Annotated in this window: 12 protein-coding genes; 8 read left to right on the top strand and 4 right to left on the bottom strand. The window is 63.4% G+C overall.

Features of this window, described 5'->3' with window-relative positions:
• Positions 1–56: 56 nt before the first annotated feature.
• Positions 57–1,598, bottom strand: a complete 1,542-nt coding sequence (gene trpE, locus EBQ26_RS06720; RefSeq protein ID WP_122238335.1) for an anthranilate synthase component I — start codon at positions 1,596–1,598, stop codon at positions 57–59.
• Positions 1,599–2,204: 606 nt separating this feature from the next.
• Here trpE and EBQ26_RS06715 point away from each other — a divergent pair.
• From EBQ26_RS06715 to serB, 7 genes are all read left to right on the top strand, one after another.
• The gene (locus tag EBQ26_RS06715; RefSeq protein ID WP_122238334.1) at positions 2,205–3,257 is read left to right on the top strand and encodes a carboxynorspermidine decarboxylase; all 1,053 of its coding nucleotides are present in this window, start codon (positions 2,205–2,207) and stop codon (positions 3,255–3,257) included.
• Between the two features lie 119 nt (positions 3,258–3,376).
• On the top strand, positions 3,377–4,666 hold the full coding sequence (locus EBQ26_RS06710) for a saccharopine dehydrogenase family protein (protein WP_122238248.1): 1,290 nt from the start codon (positions 3,377–3,379) through the stop codon (positions 4,664–4,666).
• Positions 4,654–5,187: a hypothetical protein gene (locus EBQ26_RS06705; protein WP_122238247.1), complete on the top strand. Its 534-nt coding sequence runs from the start codon at positions 4,654–4,656 to the stop codon at positions 5,185–5,187. Before EBQ26_RS06710 ends, EBQ26_RS06705 begins: the two co-directional genes overlap by 13 nt.
• A gap of 330 nt (positions 5,188–5,517) precedes the next feature.
• A complete protein-coding gene (locus EBQ26_RS06700) occupies positions 5,518–6,648 on the top strand; it encodes a Re/Si-specific NAD(P)(+) transhydrogenase subunit alpha (protein WP_122238246.1) in 1,131 nt (376 codons plus the stop codon).
• Positions 6,649–6,728: 80 nt separating this feature from the next.
• Entirely contained in the window at positions 6,729–7,058 is a 330-nt protein-coding gene (locus EBQ26_RS06695; RefSeq protein WP_095548758.1) for an NAD(P) transhydrogenase subunit alpha, read from the top strand.
• Entirely contained in the window at positions 7,055–8,476 is a 1,422-nt protein-coding gene (locus tag EBQ26_RS06690) for an NAD(P)(+) transhydrogenase (Re/Si-specific) subunit beta (RefSeq protein WP_122238245.1), read from the top strand. Before EBQ26_RS06695 ends, EBQ26_RS06690 begins: the two co-directional genes overlap by 4 nt.
• A 69-nt stretch (positions 8,477–8,545) precedes the next feature.
• Positions 8,546–9,259 carry a phosphoserine phosphatase SerB gene (gene serB / locus EBQ26_RS06685; RefSeq protein WP_122238244.1) on the top strand — a complete coding sequence of 238 codons (714 nt, stop codon included), beginning with the start codon at positions 8,546–8,548 and terminating at the stop codon, positions 9,257–9,259.
• Between the two features lie 227 nt (positions 9,260–9,486).
• Here serB and creD read toward each other — a convergent pair whose 3' ends face one another.
• The 3 genes from creD to apbC all read right to left on the bottom strand — a co-directional run bounded on the left by creD (position 9,487) and on the right by apbC (position 13,166).
• A complete protein-coding gene (creD, locus tag EBQ26_RS06680; RefSeq protein ID WP_122238243.1) occupies positions 9,487–10,941 on the bottom strand; it encodes a cell envelope integrity protein CreD in 1,455 nt (484 codons plus the stop codon).
• A gap of 253 nt (positions 10,942–11,194) precedes the next feature.
• Complete coding sequence (locus tag EBQ26_RS06675; protein ID WP_122238242.1) at positions 11,195–11,956, bottom strand: transporter substrate-binding domain-containing protein; 762 nt, start codon at positions 11,954–11,956, stop codon at positions 11,195–11,197.
• A gap of 127 nt (positions 11,957–12,083) precedes the next feature.
• On the bottom strand, positions 12,084–13,166 hold the full coding sequence (gene apbC, locus EBQ26_RS06670) for an iron-sulfur cluster carrier protein ApbC (RefSeq protein ID WP_122238241.1): 1,083 nt from the start codon (positions 13,164–13,166) through the stop codon (positions 12,084–12,086).
• 229 nt (positions 13,167–13,395) lie between these two features.
• On the opposite strand from apbC, the gene EBQ26_RS06665 reads away from it, so the two are divergent.
• Positions 13,396–13,977: a restriction endonuclease gene (locus EBQ26_RS06665; RefSeq protein WP_147473439.1), complete on the top strand. Its 582-nt coding sequence runs from the start codon at positions 13,396–13,398 to the stop codon at positions 13,975–13,977.
• Positions 13,978–13,998: the final 21 nt, after the last annotated feature.

Below are 13,998 nucleotides of genomic sequence, written 5' to 3'. Positions count from 1 at the left end.
GCGGCGCGAAGGTTCCCCACGCGCCGCGCCGCACAGGTTGTGAGCAGGCTCGGGTATCAAAGATCAAAGCCTTCGTCCACCAGCTCGGCGGCGCGCAGCAGGGCGCGGGCTTTGTGCTCGGTTTCGCGCCACTCCATTTCGGGGATGGAGTCGGCGACGACGCCAGCGGCGGCCTGCACGTACAGTGTCTGGCCCCGGATGACGCCAGTGCGGATGGCGATGGCCACATCCATGTCGCCGGCGTAGCTGATGTAGCCGCAAGCGCCGCCGTAGATGCCCCGTTTGATGGGTTCCAGCTCGTCGATCAATTCCATGGCGTGCACTTTGGGCGCGCCCGTGAGGGTGCCAGCGGGAAAGCTGGCGCGCAGCACGTCCATCGGCCCCATGCCGGGCAGCAATTTGCCTTCTACATTGCTGACGATGTGCATCACGTGGCTGTAGCGCTCGACCACAAAGGCTTCGGTGACTTTGACGCTGCCGATCTCGGCGATGCGGCCAATGTCGTTGCGCGCCAGGTCGATGAGCATGACGTGCTCGGCGCGCTCTTTCGGGTCGGCCACCAGCTCTTGCTCGGCGGCTTTGTCTTGTTCGGGCGTGGCGCCGCGCGGGCGTGTGCCCGCCAGCGGGCGGATGGTGATGGTGTGGCCGTCGTCGCAGCGCTCCTGGCGCACCAGGATTTCGGGGCTGGCGCCTACCACGTGCAGGTCGTCCCCTTCTGCCGCACCCGGGCCTGCCGCTGCGTGGCTGAAGTGGTAGTAGTACATGTAGGGGCTGGGGTTGAGCGAGCGCAGGGCGCGGTAGAGCGAGAGCGGGCTTTGCGTGTAGGGGCGCTCGATGCGCTGGCCGATTTGCACTTGCATGAATTCGCCTGCGGCAATCATGTCCTTGGCGCGCTCCACCGCCTTGAGGTAGTCGGCCTTGTCGAAGCGGCGCAGCGGCGCGGGGCTTTCACTGGCGGGGGCGACGGGCGGGGCTTGCACGCTGGCATGCAGGCGTTCGCGCAGCTCGCGCAGGCGGCGTTTGGCGCGGCTGTAGGCTTCGCTTTGCGTCGGGTCGGCCCACACCAGCAGATACAGCTTGCCCGAGAGGTTGTCGATGACGGCGACTTCCTCCGTGTGCAACAGCACGATGTCGGGCAGGTGCAAATCATCGGGCGGGCAACTGGCTTGCAGTTTGCGCTCAATGTGGCGCACCGTGTCGTAGCCGAAATACCCGGCCAGCCCGCCCGCAAAGCGCGGCAGCCCCGGGCGCAGGGCGACTTTGAAACGGTTTTGGTAGCTGGCGATGAAGTCCAGCGGGTTGCCCTGGTGCGTTTCGACCACTTGCCCGTCGGTGACGACTTCCGTGCGGGCCTGCTCGCCAAAGCCGCTGGCGCGCAGCAGGGTGCGGGCGGGCAGGCCGATGAAGCTGTAGCGACCGAAGCGTTCGCCGCCGACGACGGATTCGAGCAAAAAGCTGTTGCCCCCGCCGCCCTGGCTGTGGGCGAGCTTGAGGTAGAGCGAGAGCGGGGTTTCGAGATCCGCAAAGGCTTCAGCCATGAGCGGAATGCGGTTGTAGCCTTCGCGTGCGAGGCTTTGGAATTCAAGATCGGTGATCACGTCGCATGGTGCCCGCTTGGGGCGGTCGTTGAGGGCGGTGGCCAGCCTATGTCTGGCGGTGCAAGCCAAAGACAAAGGGCGAGGCAGTGTAGCAAAGGCCCAATGCAGTGCAGGGACTGTAGAATCGGCCCCCTTTCGGGCCTGCGCCGTCGTTTCGCAGCGCCCTTGCAGTCGCACCGTGGGATTTGGCGTCCCCGAGTGCAGCCTGGTTGGTCACAACCCCCTTCATTCATCTTGAGGTTGTATCGCCATGACTTTTGCCTTGATTGCCCATCCGGGTTGTGCGCACCCTGAAGCGCCATCGATTCGGCCCCAGCGCCGCTACCGCATGGATCGCGCCCTGATCGTGTGGTAAGGGCGCCAGCGGTCGCTGGCCCTTGGCCTGTTCTCCTTCTTCCCCCCCCTCTTTTCCCTCTGCCCTGTGCGAAATATGGCTTGGCGACCCTGCTGGGCAGCCGTTTGCTTGGGCTGATTTCTGAGCCGGCGCGCACCGTGTGACTGCTGTGAACGCCACCGCCTGTATTGGAGTTTCCTGAATTGACAACCACCCTCGCCAGCCTGCCTACCCCGTTCTATTGCATTGACGAGCAGGCCCTGCTCGTGAACATGCAGCGTATCGCCCGCCTGCGCGAACTCTCCGGCGCACGCGCGCTGCTGGCGCTCAAATGCTTTGCCAGTTGGGCCGTGTTTCCGCTCATGCGCCAGTACATGGATGGCACGACCTCCTCCTCCCTGTACGAAGTGCGGTTGGGGCAGGAGAAATTCGGCGGCGAAACCCATGCCTACAGCGTGGCTTACGCCGATCATGAGATCGATGCGGTGCTGGCGCATGGCGACAAGATCATCTTCAACTCGCTGAGCCAGCTTCAGCGTTTTGGCGACAAGGCGCGTGCGGCGGGCAAGCCTATCGGGTTGCGGGTCAATCCCGGCACCAGCAATTCGCCCTATTTGCTGGCCGATCCGGCACGTCCGCACAGCCGTTTGGGCGAAGGCGATGCGGACAAAATCGCTGCCGTGATCGACCAGCTCAGTGGTTTGATGTTTCACAACAATTGCGAAAACCGCAGCTTCGACAGCTTTGACCAGATGTTGGGCCAGATTGAGGCGCGTTATGGCGCGCTGCTGGCGCGTGTGCAGTGGGTCAGCCTGGGCGGCGGCATCCATTTCAGCGACCCGGACTATCCGCTGGAGCGCCTGGCCCAGCGCCTGCAAGACTTTGCCCAGCGCCACGGCGTGCAGGTCTATCTGGAGCCGGGCGAGGCGGCCATCAGCGGCGCGGCCACGCTGGAAGTCAGCGTGCTGGATGTGGGCTGCAACGGCAAGCAACTGGCTATTGTGGACAGCTCCACCGAGGCGCACATGCTGGATTTGCTCATTTACAACCTGGATGCGCGCATGGAACCCAATACCGGCGCGCACGAATACCTGGTGTGCGGCAAAACCTGCCTGGCGGGCGATATCTTTGGCAGCTTCCGCTTCGAGAAGCCTTTGCAAGTGGGCGACCGCCTGAGCATTCAGGACGCAGCGGGCTACACGATGGTCAAGAAAAACTGGTTTAACGGCATTGCCATGCCCGCCATTGCCGTCAAGCGGCTGGATGGGCGTGTGGAGTTGGTGCGCCAGTTCGGCTATGAAGACTACGCCGCCAGCCTCTCTTGAAGGCTGGCGGATAGCGCAGAAATGGGGCAGGCCGTGAGCCAAAGGGCCACGAGCTTGCTGCAACCGTTTTTTTCCAGCCGCAATCGTCGCGGCGCTTTTTACAGGGGGCTTTGTGCGAAATGAAAAAGAACGTTTTGATCATCGGCGCTGGTGGAGTTGGGCAGGTAGTGGCGCATAAGTGCGCCCGCCACAACCAGCTGTTGGGCGATATCCATATCGCCTCGCGCAATATCAAAAAGTGCCTGGCCATCATTGATGGCATCCATGAAAAAGGCGCTTTGCAAAATCCCAAGGGCGTGCTCAAAGCGCACCAGGTGGACGCCATGGACAGCGCGGCCGTGCGTGCGCTGATCGAACAGACCGGGGCGCAAATCGTGCTCAATCTCGGCCATGCGTTCGTCAACATGTCCGTCTTGCAAGCCTGCATCGAAACTGGCGCGGCCTATCTGGATACCGCCATCCACGAGGATCCGGCCAAAGTCTGCGAAACCCCACCCTGGTACGCCAACCATGAATGGAAGCGCAAAGCCCTGTGTGCGGAAAAAGGCGTGACGGCGATCCTCGGCTGCGGCTTCGACCCCGGCGTCGTCAACGCTTACGCCGCCTTGGCCGTGCGCGAATACTTCGACGAAGTGGACAGCATCGACATCATCGACATCAACGCCGGCAGCCACGGGCGTTACTTCGCCACCAACTTCAACCCCGAAATCAACTTTCGGGAATTCACGGGCCAGGTCTGGTCCTGGCAGGGCGGGCGCTGGCAGTCCAACAAGATGTTCGAAGTGCAGCGCAGCGACGATTTGCCCGTCGTGGGCGTGCAAACCTCCTACCTCACCGGCCATGACGAGCTGCACTCGCTCTCGCAAAACCTGAATGTGCCCAATATTCGCTTCTGGATGGGTTTTGGCGAGCACTACATCAACGTCTTTACCGTGTTGCGCAACCTTGGCCTGCTGTCGGAAAAGCCCGTGCGGCTGGACAACGGCCAGGAAGTCGTGCCCCTGCAACTCATCAAGGCTGTGCTGCCCGACCCCGCTTCGCTGGCTCCTGGCTACGTGGGCAAAACCTGCATCGGCAACCTGGTCAAAGGCCGCCAAGGCGGTCAGGCGCGCGAGGTTTTCATCTACAACGTGGCCGACCACGTCGAAGCCTTTGCCGAGGTGGGCAGCCAAGGCATTTCCTACACCGCAGGCGTGCCCGCAGCGGCGGCGGCCATCCTCATTGCCCAGGGCGATTGGGACGTGCAGCGCATGGTCAACGTGGAAGAGCTGCCCTACCAACCCTTCATCAACTTGATGAACGGCATGGGGCTGCCCACGCACATCCGTGAAGCGGGCCAGGCCGACAAGCTGGTGCAGTTTGAGAAGGCTCCCGCTGCGGCCGAGCTCGTGGCGACGTGCGCGAGCTGACATACGCCATCAGCCCGGGGTGCAGCGGCCGCTGGCAAGAGCAAGCCGGCGCGCTCCCTCAATTGCTGCGCGCCATCCCCTACTTCATGACGGGGCGGCTCATCCCGCCGCTGGCGGTGGTCAATGACGTATTGCGGCAGGGCCAGGCCGACGCGGGAATGAGCGGCGCCGTGCAGTGGCAGCCTTTCCAAATCGATGCGCAGGAACATCGCCAGTTGGTCGAGCGATTGATCCAGGAGGGCATGCTCTATGAGGAGCCGCCCGCCTGGGTCGATACCCGCCAGGCCTGGAGCATCTGGTTTGCTTACAAGGCCTACCACATCCCCTGTGAGGAACACCAAAGGCTTTGGCAGCTTCGCAGCACCTTGCGCGAGCAAATGGAAGCAGCCCGCAAAGCCGAAGACTGGGCGCGGTTTGCCCAATTGGCGGATCAAGACTTGGAGCTGGGCCGGGAGGAGATGGCGTTTCTCGAGCGCCATAGGCGACCCAACCCCCATTACCTGCGCCGCCAGGGTGTGTGATGCACTCTGCGCTGTTGGGGCGGAAGGGGCGGCTATGGAGGAGGGGCGTGCGCTGGTCCCTATCTCTTTGCTTTGAAAAATGCAGCAAACCTGCCTGCTCTAGGCATGAATGGTTTCTAGAATGGCCGTTTTGATGGATTTCCATAAGGGCTGTACGGAATTGATGGCCCAGTGCCTAGGCTATATTGCCTAGGCACTGGGTAAATCAGCCAAACCAGTCAAACGGAATAACCCATACGGCGGCAAACGGATGCAGCGAGCGTGCAGCTCGGCTGTTGGGGCGTGGTCCCCCGTCTTTGCGCCGCCCAGCAGCATGAAAGGATGCTTCGGATGCACATAGGCGTACCTTTGGAAACGTTTGCAGGCGAGACGCGCGTGGCGCTGACGCCCGAGACGGCGAAGAAACTCGTGGCGCAGGGCCACACCATAGGCGTGCAATCTGGCGCGGGCGTGGCCGCTTCGGTGACCAATGACGCTTACGTGGCAGCGGGCGCGCAAATCGTCGATGCCGCAGCCGCGTTGGGCGCGGATCTGGTGTTGAAGGTGCGTGCACCCTCGCCCGAAGAGCTGGCGCATTGCAAGCGTGGCGCCACGCTGGTGGGCATGCTCGATCCCTTCGACGCGGAAGGCCTGCAACGCCTGGCCGATGCCGGGCTGACGGCTTTTGCCCTGGAAGCCGCCCCGCGCACCACGCGTGCGCAAAGCATGGATGTGCTCTCCTCCCAGGCCAACATCGCCGGTTACAAGGCAGTGGTGCTGGCCGCCAGCGTGTACCAGCGCTTTTTCCCCATGTTGATGACGGCGGCGGGCACCATCAAAGCGGCGCGCGTGGTGGTGTTGGGTGTGGGTGTGGCGGGTTTGCAGGCCATTGCCACCGCCAAACGTCTGGGGGCGACCATCGAAGCCAGCGACGTGCGCCCGAGCGTGAAAGAGCAGGTTGAATCGCTGGGCGCGAAGTTCATCGACGTGCCCTACGAAACCGATGAGGAGCGCGAAGCCGCCGAAGGCGTGGGCGGTTATGCCCGCCCGATGCCTGCAAGCTGGCTGGAGCGCCAAAAACAAGAGGTGGCCAAGCGCGTGGCCGCGGCGGATGTGGTGATCAGCACGGCGCTGATCCCCGGTCGCCCGGCGCCGACGCTGATTACCGAGGAGATGGTGCGCGCCATGCGCCCCGGCTCCGTCATTGTCGATCTGGCCGCAGGCCGTGGCGCCAATGGCGGCGGCAACTGCCCGCTGACGGTGGCTGATCAAACCGTGCAGCACGATGGCGTGACGCTGCTGGGGCCCACCAACCTGCCCGCGCAAATGGCCGCCGATGCTTCCGCGCTGTATGCACGCAACGTGCTGGACTTCCTCAAGCTCATCCTGCCCAAGGATGAGGGTCTGAAGATCGATCTGGAAGACGACATCGTTGCCGCCTGTCTGGTCGCCCGTGACGGGCAAGTGCTGCGCGGGCGCTGATTTCGGCCCGGCGCGCTTTGCCGCTCACCGCCTCCCCCCATCTATTGAAGTCAGAAACCATCCATCGCAGGAGCCGCACCATGGATTTCGTCTCGCCCATAGTTACCAATCTCATCATCTTCGTGCTGGCCATTTACGTGGGTTACCACGTGGTCTGGAACGTCACCCCCGCGCTGCACACGCCGCTGATGGCGGTGACCAACGCCATTTCCGCCATCGTCATCGTTGGCGCCATGCTGGCCGCCGCGCTCACCGAAGGCGGCTTTGCCAAGCTCATGGGCGTGCTGGCCGTGGCGTTGGCAGCAGTCAACGTCTTTGGTGGCTTTTTGGTCACGCGTCGCATGCTGGAGATGTTCAAGAAAAAAGAGCGCAAGCCCGCCGCTGAGGCCAAGAAAGGCGGTGCAGCATGAGCATGAACTTCGTCACCATCCTGTACCTGATCGCCAGCGTTTGCTTCATCCAGGCGCTCAAGGGCCTTTCGCACCCCACCACCTCCATCCGCGGCAATCGCTTCGGCATGGTCGGCATGGTGATTGCCACGCTGACCACTGCTGCGCTCATCATCAAGCTCGCTGGCGGCGCTTTGGGCCTGGGCTGGGTCATCCTGGGCCTGTTGATGGGCGGCACCGCGGGCACCATCATGGCCAAGCGCGTGGAGATGACCAAGATGCCCGAGCTGGTGGCCTTCATGCACAGCATGATCGGCTTGGCCGCCGTCTTTATCGCCGTGGCCGCCGTGGCTGAGCCGTGGGCTTTCGGCATCAGCGCCAAAGGCCAGCCCATCCCGGGCGGCAACCGCATCGAGCTGGCGCTGGGCGCCTTCATCGGCGCCATCACCTTCACCGGCTCGGTGATTGCCTTTGGCAAGCTCTCGGGCAAGTACAAATTCCGCCTGTTCCAGGGCAAGCCCGTGGTGTTTGCGGGCCAGCACTGGCTGAACCTGGCGCTGGGCGTGTTGTCGCTGATCTTCGTGCTGGCTTTCTGGCGCAGCCAGGGCGCGTTCTCCATGACCATGGTGATCGCCTTGGGATTTGCGCTGGGCGTGCTGCTCATCATCCCCATCGGCGGGGCGGACATGCCTGTGGTGGTGTCCATGCTCAACAGCTACTCGGGCTGGGCCGCAGCAGGCATTGGCTTCTCGCTCAACAACAGCATGCTCATCATCGCTGGCTCGCTGGTGGGCAGCTCGGGCGCCATCCTCAGCTACATCATGTGCAAGGCCATGAACCGCTCGTTCTTCAACGTCATCCTGGGCGGCTTTGGCGGCGATGCGGCCGCCGCTGCGGGCGGCGAGCAGGAGCAGCGCAGCGTCAAGAGCGGCAGCGCCGACGATGCGGCCTTCGTGCTGGGCAATGCCGACAGCGTGGTCATCGTGCCCGGCTACGGCCTGGCCGTGGCGCGCGCGCAGCATGCCGTCAAGGAGCTGGCGGCCAAGCTGACGGAAAAAGGCATTGACGTGAAGTACGCCATTCACCCCGTGGCAGGCCGCATGCCCGGCCACATGAACGTGCTGCTGGCCGAGGCCGAGGTGCCTTACGACCAGGTGTTCGAGATGGAAGACATCAACGGCGAGTTCGGTCAGGTGGATGTGGCCATCGTGCTGGGCGCCAATGACGTGGTCAATCCCGTGGCGCTGCAAAAAGGCAGCCCGATCTACGGCATGCCCATCCTGGAGGCCTACAAGGCCAAGACCGTCATCGTCAACAAGCGCTCCATGGCCGCAGGCTATGCCGGGCTGGACAACGAGCTGTTCTATATGGACAAGACCATGATGGTTTTTGGCGATGCCAAGAAGGTGGTGGAGGACATCACCAAGGCCATTGAGTAAACCCAACCCTTCACGGGGCCGCAGCCTGGGCGCTGCGGCCTTTGTGTTTTCTGTAGCGAAGAAAAAACCATGAACAAACAAGAATGGGCCGCTGGCCTGGAAATCAACGGCATCACGCCGCCGCTGTCGCTCAAGGACTTTCGCCTCATCGCTTTTGATATGGATTCCACGCTGGTCACCTCCGAGTGCGTGGACGAGATTGCCGACGTGGTGGGCAAAAAAGCCGAAGTGGCAGCCATCACCGAAGCGGCCATGCAAGGCGTGATTGCCGATTACAAGGAAAGCCTGCGCCAGCGCGTGGCTTTGCTCAAGGGCGTGACGCTGGAGCAGCTCGAGCAGGTTTACGCCCAGCGCGTCGCGCTCACGCCGGGCGCGCAGGAGCTGGTGCAGGCGTGCCAGCAGGCCGGGCTGAAAACCTTGCTGGTCTCGGGCGGCTTCACCTTTTTCACCGATCGCGTCAAAGCGCGCCTGGGGCTGGATTTTTCCCGCTCCAATTGGCTGGAGGTGGAGGGTGGCGTGCTCACCGGCCGCATGCGCGATCAATCCTGGGGCGATATCTGCGATGGCGAAGAAAAGCGCCGCGCGGTGCTGGATTTGGCCTCGCTCATGGGCATTGCGCCCGAGCAGGTCATCGCCGTGGGCGATGGCGCCAACGACATTCCCATGATGCAGGCTGTGGGCCTATCGGTGGCCTTCCACGCCAAACCGCGCGTGCGCTCGGTGGCCAAGGTCAGCATCAACCAGGGCGGGCTGGATCGCTTGCTGGAAGTGGTGCGGCCTTGAGGGGCTGTTCAGCGGATTCAAAACTTGAATTCCATATCAAAGTAAATATCGATTCATGCCTATATTGCCGAAATTGGGTGAATTTTTTTCTTTTGAAATGTAAAAAATACTGTATTGCAGGCGTGTTTTCGGGCCTGCTCCCATCGCCCTTCAGAAAAACCAACGCGCTACGCCAGAAAACTGGCGTAGCGCGTTGGTTTTTGGGGCAGTGGCGTGAAGCGGGTTTTTTACGCCTGGGGTTTTTCAGCGCCCGCTTCAGTGGCAGGGCTTGCATTCGCCTCCGCCGCATGCAGCGCGGTATCGGCTTCGCCCTGGGCATGGGCGGGGGGCGCGCCGCGCCGCAGGGGTTGCATGGGGCCAACCAGCGCATACCAATCGATGTGGCGCGTGCCCAGCATCAGCGCGGCCAGGGCGGCGAACAGCAACAGGCTGCCCATGAGCAAGGCGTTGTCCTCCGAGAGCAAGATGGCGTAGAGGATGCCGTACAGCGCCGCAATCCCCGCGCCAAAGGCGGCGCCGTGCCAGCGGTTGCGCAGCGCCGCGCCAAGGTACAGGCTCAGCAGCGTCACGCAGGCCAGCGCGGCGGCGAGGTAGGACAGCCAGAACGGCAAATGCTCGGACAGCGAGATCAGCAGCAGAAAGAAAATCGCCAGCGCCGCGCCCGCCAGCAGGTATTGCATGGGGTGAATGGGCTGGCGGCGCGTGGTTTCGATGAGGAAAAAGGCGGCAAACGTCAGCGCGATGAACAGCAGCCCGTATTTGACCGCGCGCACGGCTTGGGCGTAGATGTTGACGGGGTCAAAAAACGTGATTTGCAGCGATTCGCGCTCGGCATGCGCTCCGCTGGCCGCGTGCAGGGCGCGCTGGTAGTTGCGCGCCAGGTGCGAAACGCTCCAGCTGGCGCTGTAGCCCTCGGCGCTGACCTCGCGTGTGTCGGGCAGAAAACGGCCCTGGAAGCTGGGGTGGGGCCAGTTCGAGCGCATCTGCACTTGCGTGAACTGCGCCGTGGGCGCAATAGCCAGGCGCTGCGAACCCATCAAATCCAGCTCCAGCTTGAAGGGCCAATCGTGCGCCTGGCTCAGATCGATGTCGCCCAGATCGGCGTGGATGGCGGGCGATGGCAGCACGTCGCGGCTGCCAGCCTGGAAGGTGGCGCTGCGCTCGCCGATGTGCACCTGGGGGTTGTTGCTGATGCCGCGCTGGTCGCTCACGCCCAGCACCAAAAAGGCCCGCGCGCCCAGCAGGCGGCTGGGCTGGGAGTGTTGCGCCGCCAGCGTCTGGGCCAGCTCGGGTACGTCGATGCGCCCTTGCACCTGCCATTGCGAGCGGTACAAATTGGCGTGGTAAATGCCGCGCTGGCGCTTTTCCACCTGCGCCTGGCCGGTGAGCTGCACGGTTTGCGGGGCGATCACGCGCGAGCCTTCGACGATGCGGGTGTGTTCTTTATGGTGCCCGGTGAGCACGTCGGCTTGCACCTCGCGCACTTCTTGGCGGTATTCGATCAGCAGCAAGGGGCCGATGAGGGTTTGCTCGCCCGCGGCGGAGGCGGCGATGTTGTCTGCTACCGATTCCTGCGCGTGTTGCCGTTCGCGGATTTGCGACCAGATCATGGACAGCGCAATTTGCAGCACGATCACGATCGCGCCGATGGTGATGATTTTGGTGGCCAGTCGAAAAGGCATGGTTGCTCCCAGAAGGTGTGCGCGGCAAGGCGCGCGATGTGCCGCAGTGTGGCGGGCCTGGGAGAAAAAACCGCGAACGCAGCAAGAAGCCGTGCGAAGCCGGTGTGAAGTGTGCAGCGCGGGCGTGCAAAAAGCGGGCGAAAGCCCGCTTTTTACAAATCAAAAAGAAAATAAATCACCCTATTTTGGCATGATGATATTGAAGTTGATTTCAGTTTGATTTGTCATGATGGTGGATGGTTGGGAGGGCCGCTCAGTAGATGTCCACGCCAAAGTAGCGCTCGGAAATCTTCTGGTAGCTGCCATCGGCGCGGATTTCTTCAATGGCTTTGCTGAAGCGATCGCGCAGGGCAGTCTCGCCTTTGCGCACGGCTACGCTGGCCTTGCCTTCGGTGCCGGGGATGTCGCCCAGCAGCTTGCAGCAATCCTTGCCGCTCTTGTTGAGCCACTCCAGCAGCGGCAGCTTGTCGTGGACGATGGCGTCCAGACGGCCGTTGATGAGGTCGGTGCCCGCTTCATCGGGCGTGGGGTAGAGCTTGACGTCGGCGCCGGCCTTGCCATAGACGTCTTCGGCATACGCGCCTTGCGTGCTCGACGATTGCGCGCCCACGGTCTTGCCTTTCATGGAGGCGGCGGCCACGTCGGCGATTTTGGAGTCCTTGGGCACGGCCACGGCCAGCGAGGCGCGGTAGTAGGGCTTGGAGAAGTCCACCTGGCGGCTGCGCTCCTCGGTTTCGACCATGGAGGAGACGATGGCGTCGAACTTCTTGGCCATCAGCGCGGGGATGATGCCGTCCCAATCCTGCGCCACCAGCTCGCACTTGGCCTGCATCTTGGCGCACAGGGCGTTGGCGATGTCCACGTCAAAGCCGTGCAGCTTGCCCGCAGCATCGACCGCGTTGAACGGAGGGTAAGCGCCCTCGATGCCGATGCGGATGGTGTCTTGCGCCTGCGCGCTCAGCGGCGCCAGGGCGCACAGGCTGGCAGCGGCCAGCAGGGTTTTGAGAGTTTTCATGGGTGATCTCCTTGTGTGTGTTGAGAGGGGAGAGGAGGGAAACGCGCGATTGTGCCGGGCTTTTGGCGCATGCCTGGTGCATTTGGCGCGCGGCGCGCGGGCGGTGCATGTTCTGCTGATGTGCAGCTCACGTGCCTTTGCTGACGGTGATGGTGGGGAATTTGTGCGAGTAATCCTTGCCGCGCTGGGCGATTTTGGCCCCCACGCGGTGGGCGATGGCGCGGTACTGGGCGGCGATGGCCCCTTGCGCATCGGCCACCACGGTGGGGGCGCCGCCATCGGCTTGCTCGCGGATGCGGATATCCAGCGGCAGCGCGCCCAGATAGTCGATGCCGATGTCGGCAGCCAGGCGCTGGCCGCCATCGGCGCCAAAGATGTGCTCGGCGTGGCCGCACTGGCTGCATACGTGCACGGCCATGTTCTCCACCAGCCCGAGGATGGGCACGCCGACTTTCTCGAACATGCGAATGCCTTTGCGCGCGTCGATCAAGGCGATGTCCTGCGGCGTGCTGACGATCACCGCGCCGGTGACGGGCACGCGCTGGGCGATGGTGAGCTGCACATCGCCCGTGCCCGGTGGCATGTCGATGAGCAGGTAATCCAGATCGCTCCAGTTCGTCTGGCGCAGCATTTGCTCCAGCGCCTGCACCACCATCGGCCCGCGCCAGACCATGGCATCGTCGGGCTCAATCAAAAAGCCAATCGACATGGCCTGCACGCCGTGCGCGTGCAGCGGATCCATCGTCTTGCCGTCCACGCTGCGGGGCCGCTCGTGCACGCCCAGCATGGTGGGCATGCTGGGGCCGTAAATATCGGCATCGAGCAAGCCCACGCGCGCGCCTTCCTGCGCCAGCGCCAGCGCCAAATTGGCGGCGGTGGTGCTTTTGCCCACGCCCCCCTTGCCGGAGGCCACCACCACGATATTGCGCACCTGCTCCAGCACCTTGATGCCCGGCTGCACGGCGTGTGCGGCGACTTTGAGGGCAAAGTCCACCTGCACCGATTGCGCGCCCGCGCTGCGCGCGGCAGCCTCGAACTGGGCGCGCAGGCCCTCGTGCAGCGACTGCGCCGGGTAGGGCATCTGCACCGTCAAATGCACGGCATCGCCCTCGATGCGCATATCGGCAATGCGTTTGGTGGAGACGAAATCCTCGCCTTGAAAATCTTTCACGCCCGCAAGCGCTGCGAGCAGGGTTTGTTGCTGCACCATGTTTTTTTGATGAGAAGTTGTGGGGGAGCGCGCTGGCCTGGTGGGCGGCCGTGCGCGAAAAAGGCCCGCAGGGGCCGCGCAAGGCAGGGGCGCAGCGCGGGGGCGGCAGAAGGCGGTGGGCGTGCTGGCTGGGCGGGACAAGAAACGGGCTTTCTGGCACACTCTCGCCCCCCGATTCGGGCCGCCGTTTCGGGCTTTCAGCGCCCCTTTGTTTCAGTTTCATCCCATCGTGAAAATCACTATCCCGCGCCACACGCTTTTCGGTTTGCTGCTGCGTTCGCCTTGGTGGGTCAGCATTATGCTGGCGCTGGCCCTGGCGGCCGTGCTGGGGGTGTTTATCCCGCGCGAATACGCACTGTTTGCGCTGGCGGGCACCTTCCCCTTGCTGGTGATCGGCCTGCTGGCGTTTTGGCAGCAGTGGCGCACGCCCAGCGATGAAAAGCGCGCCCAGGCGCTGGAGCAGGTGCGGCACATGGGGTGGGATGACTTTGCCCAGCGCCTCACCCATGCCTGGCGCGTGCTGGGCGTGCATGCCAGCGCGTCTGAGCACCGTGGCGCCGATTGGCGCATCGCCCGCGAGGGGCAGTACACGCTGGTGTACGCCCGGCGCTGGAAAGCCTCGGTGCATGGGCTGGAGCCGGTGCGCCAGTTGGCCGCCGCGATGCACGACAGCGGCATTGGCCAAGGGCTGTACCTGGCCGCGGGCGGTGAGGTCAGCCCCTCGGCGCAGCGCTTTGCGCGTGAGCACAACATCCAGATCTGGCTGGGCGATGAGCTGTCGCTGCTGCTGCTGGGCAAACAGCCGGAGTGATTGGCTCTTTTTCAAATCAAA

The sequence above is a fragment of the Allofranklinella schreckenbergeri genome (genome assembly GCF_003703475.1).
In the GTDB taxonomy this organism is placed as follows: Bacteria; Pseudomonadota; Gammaproteobacteria; order Burkholderiales; family Burkholderiaceae_C; genus Lampropedia; species Lampropedia schreckenbergeri.
Note: the sequence above shows the minus strand (reverse complement) of the source record. Positions and strands in the feature narration are given on the sequence as shown.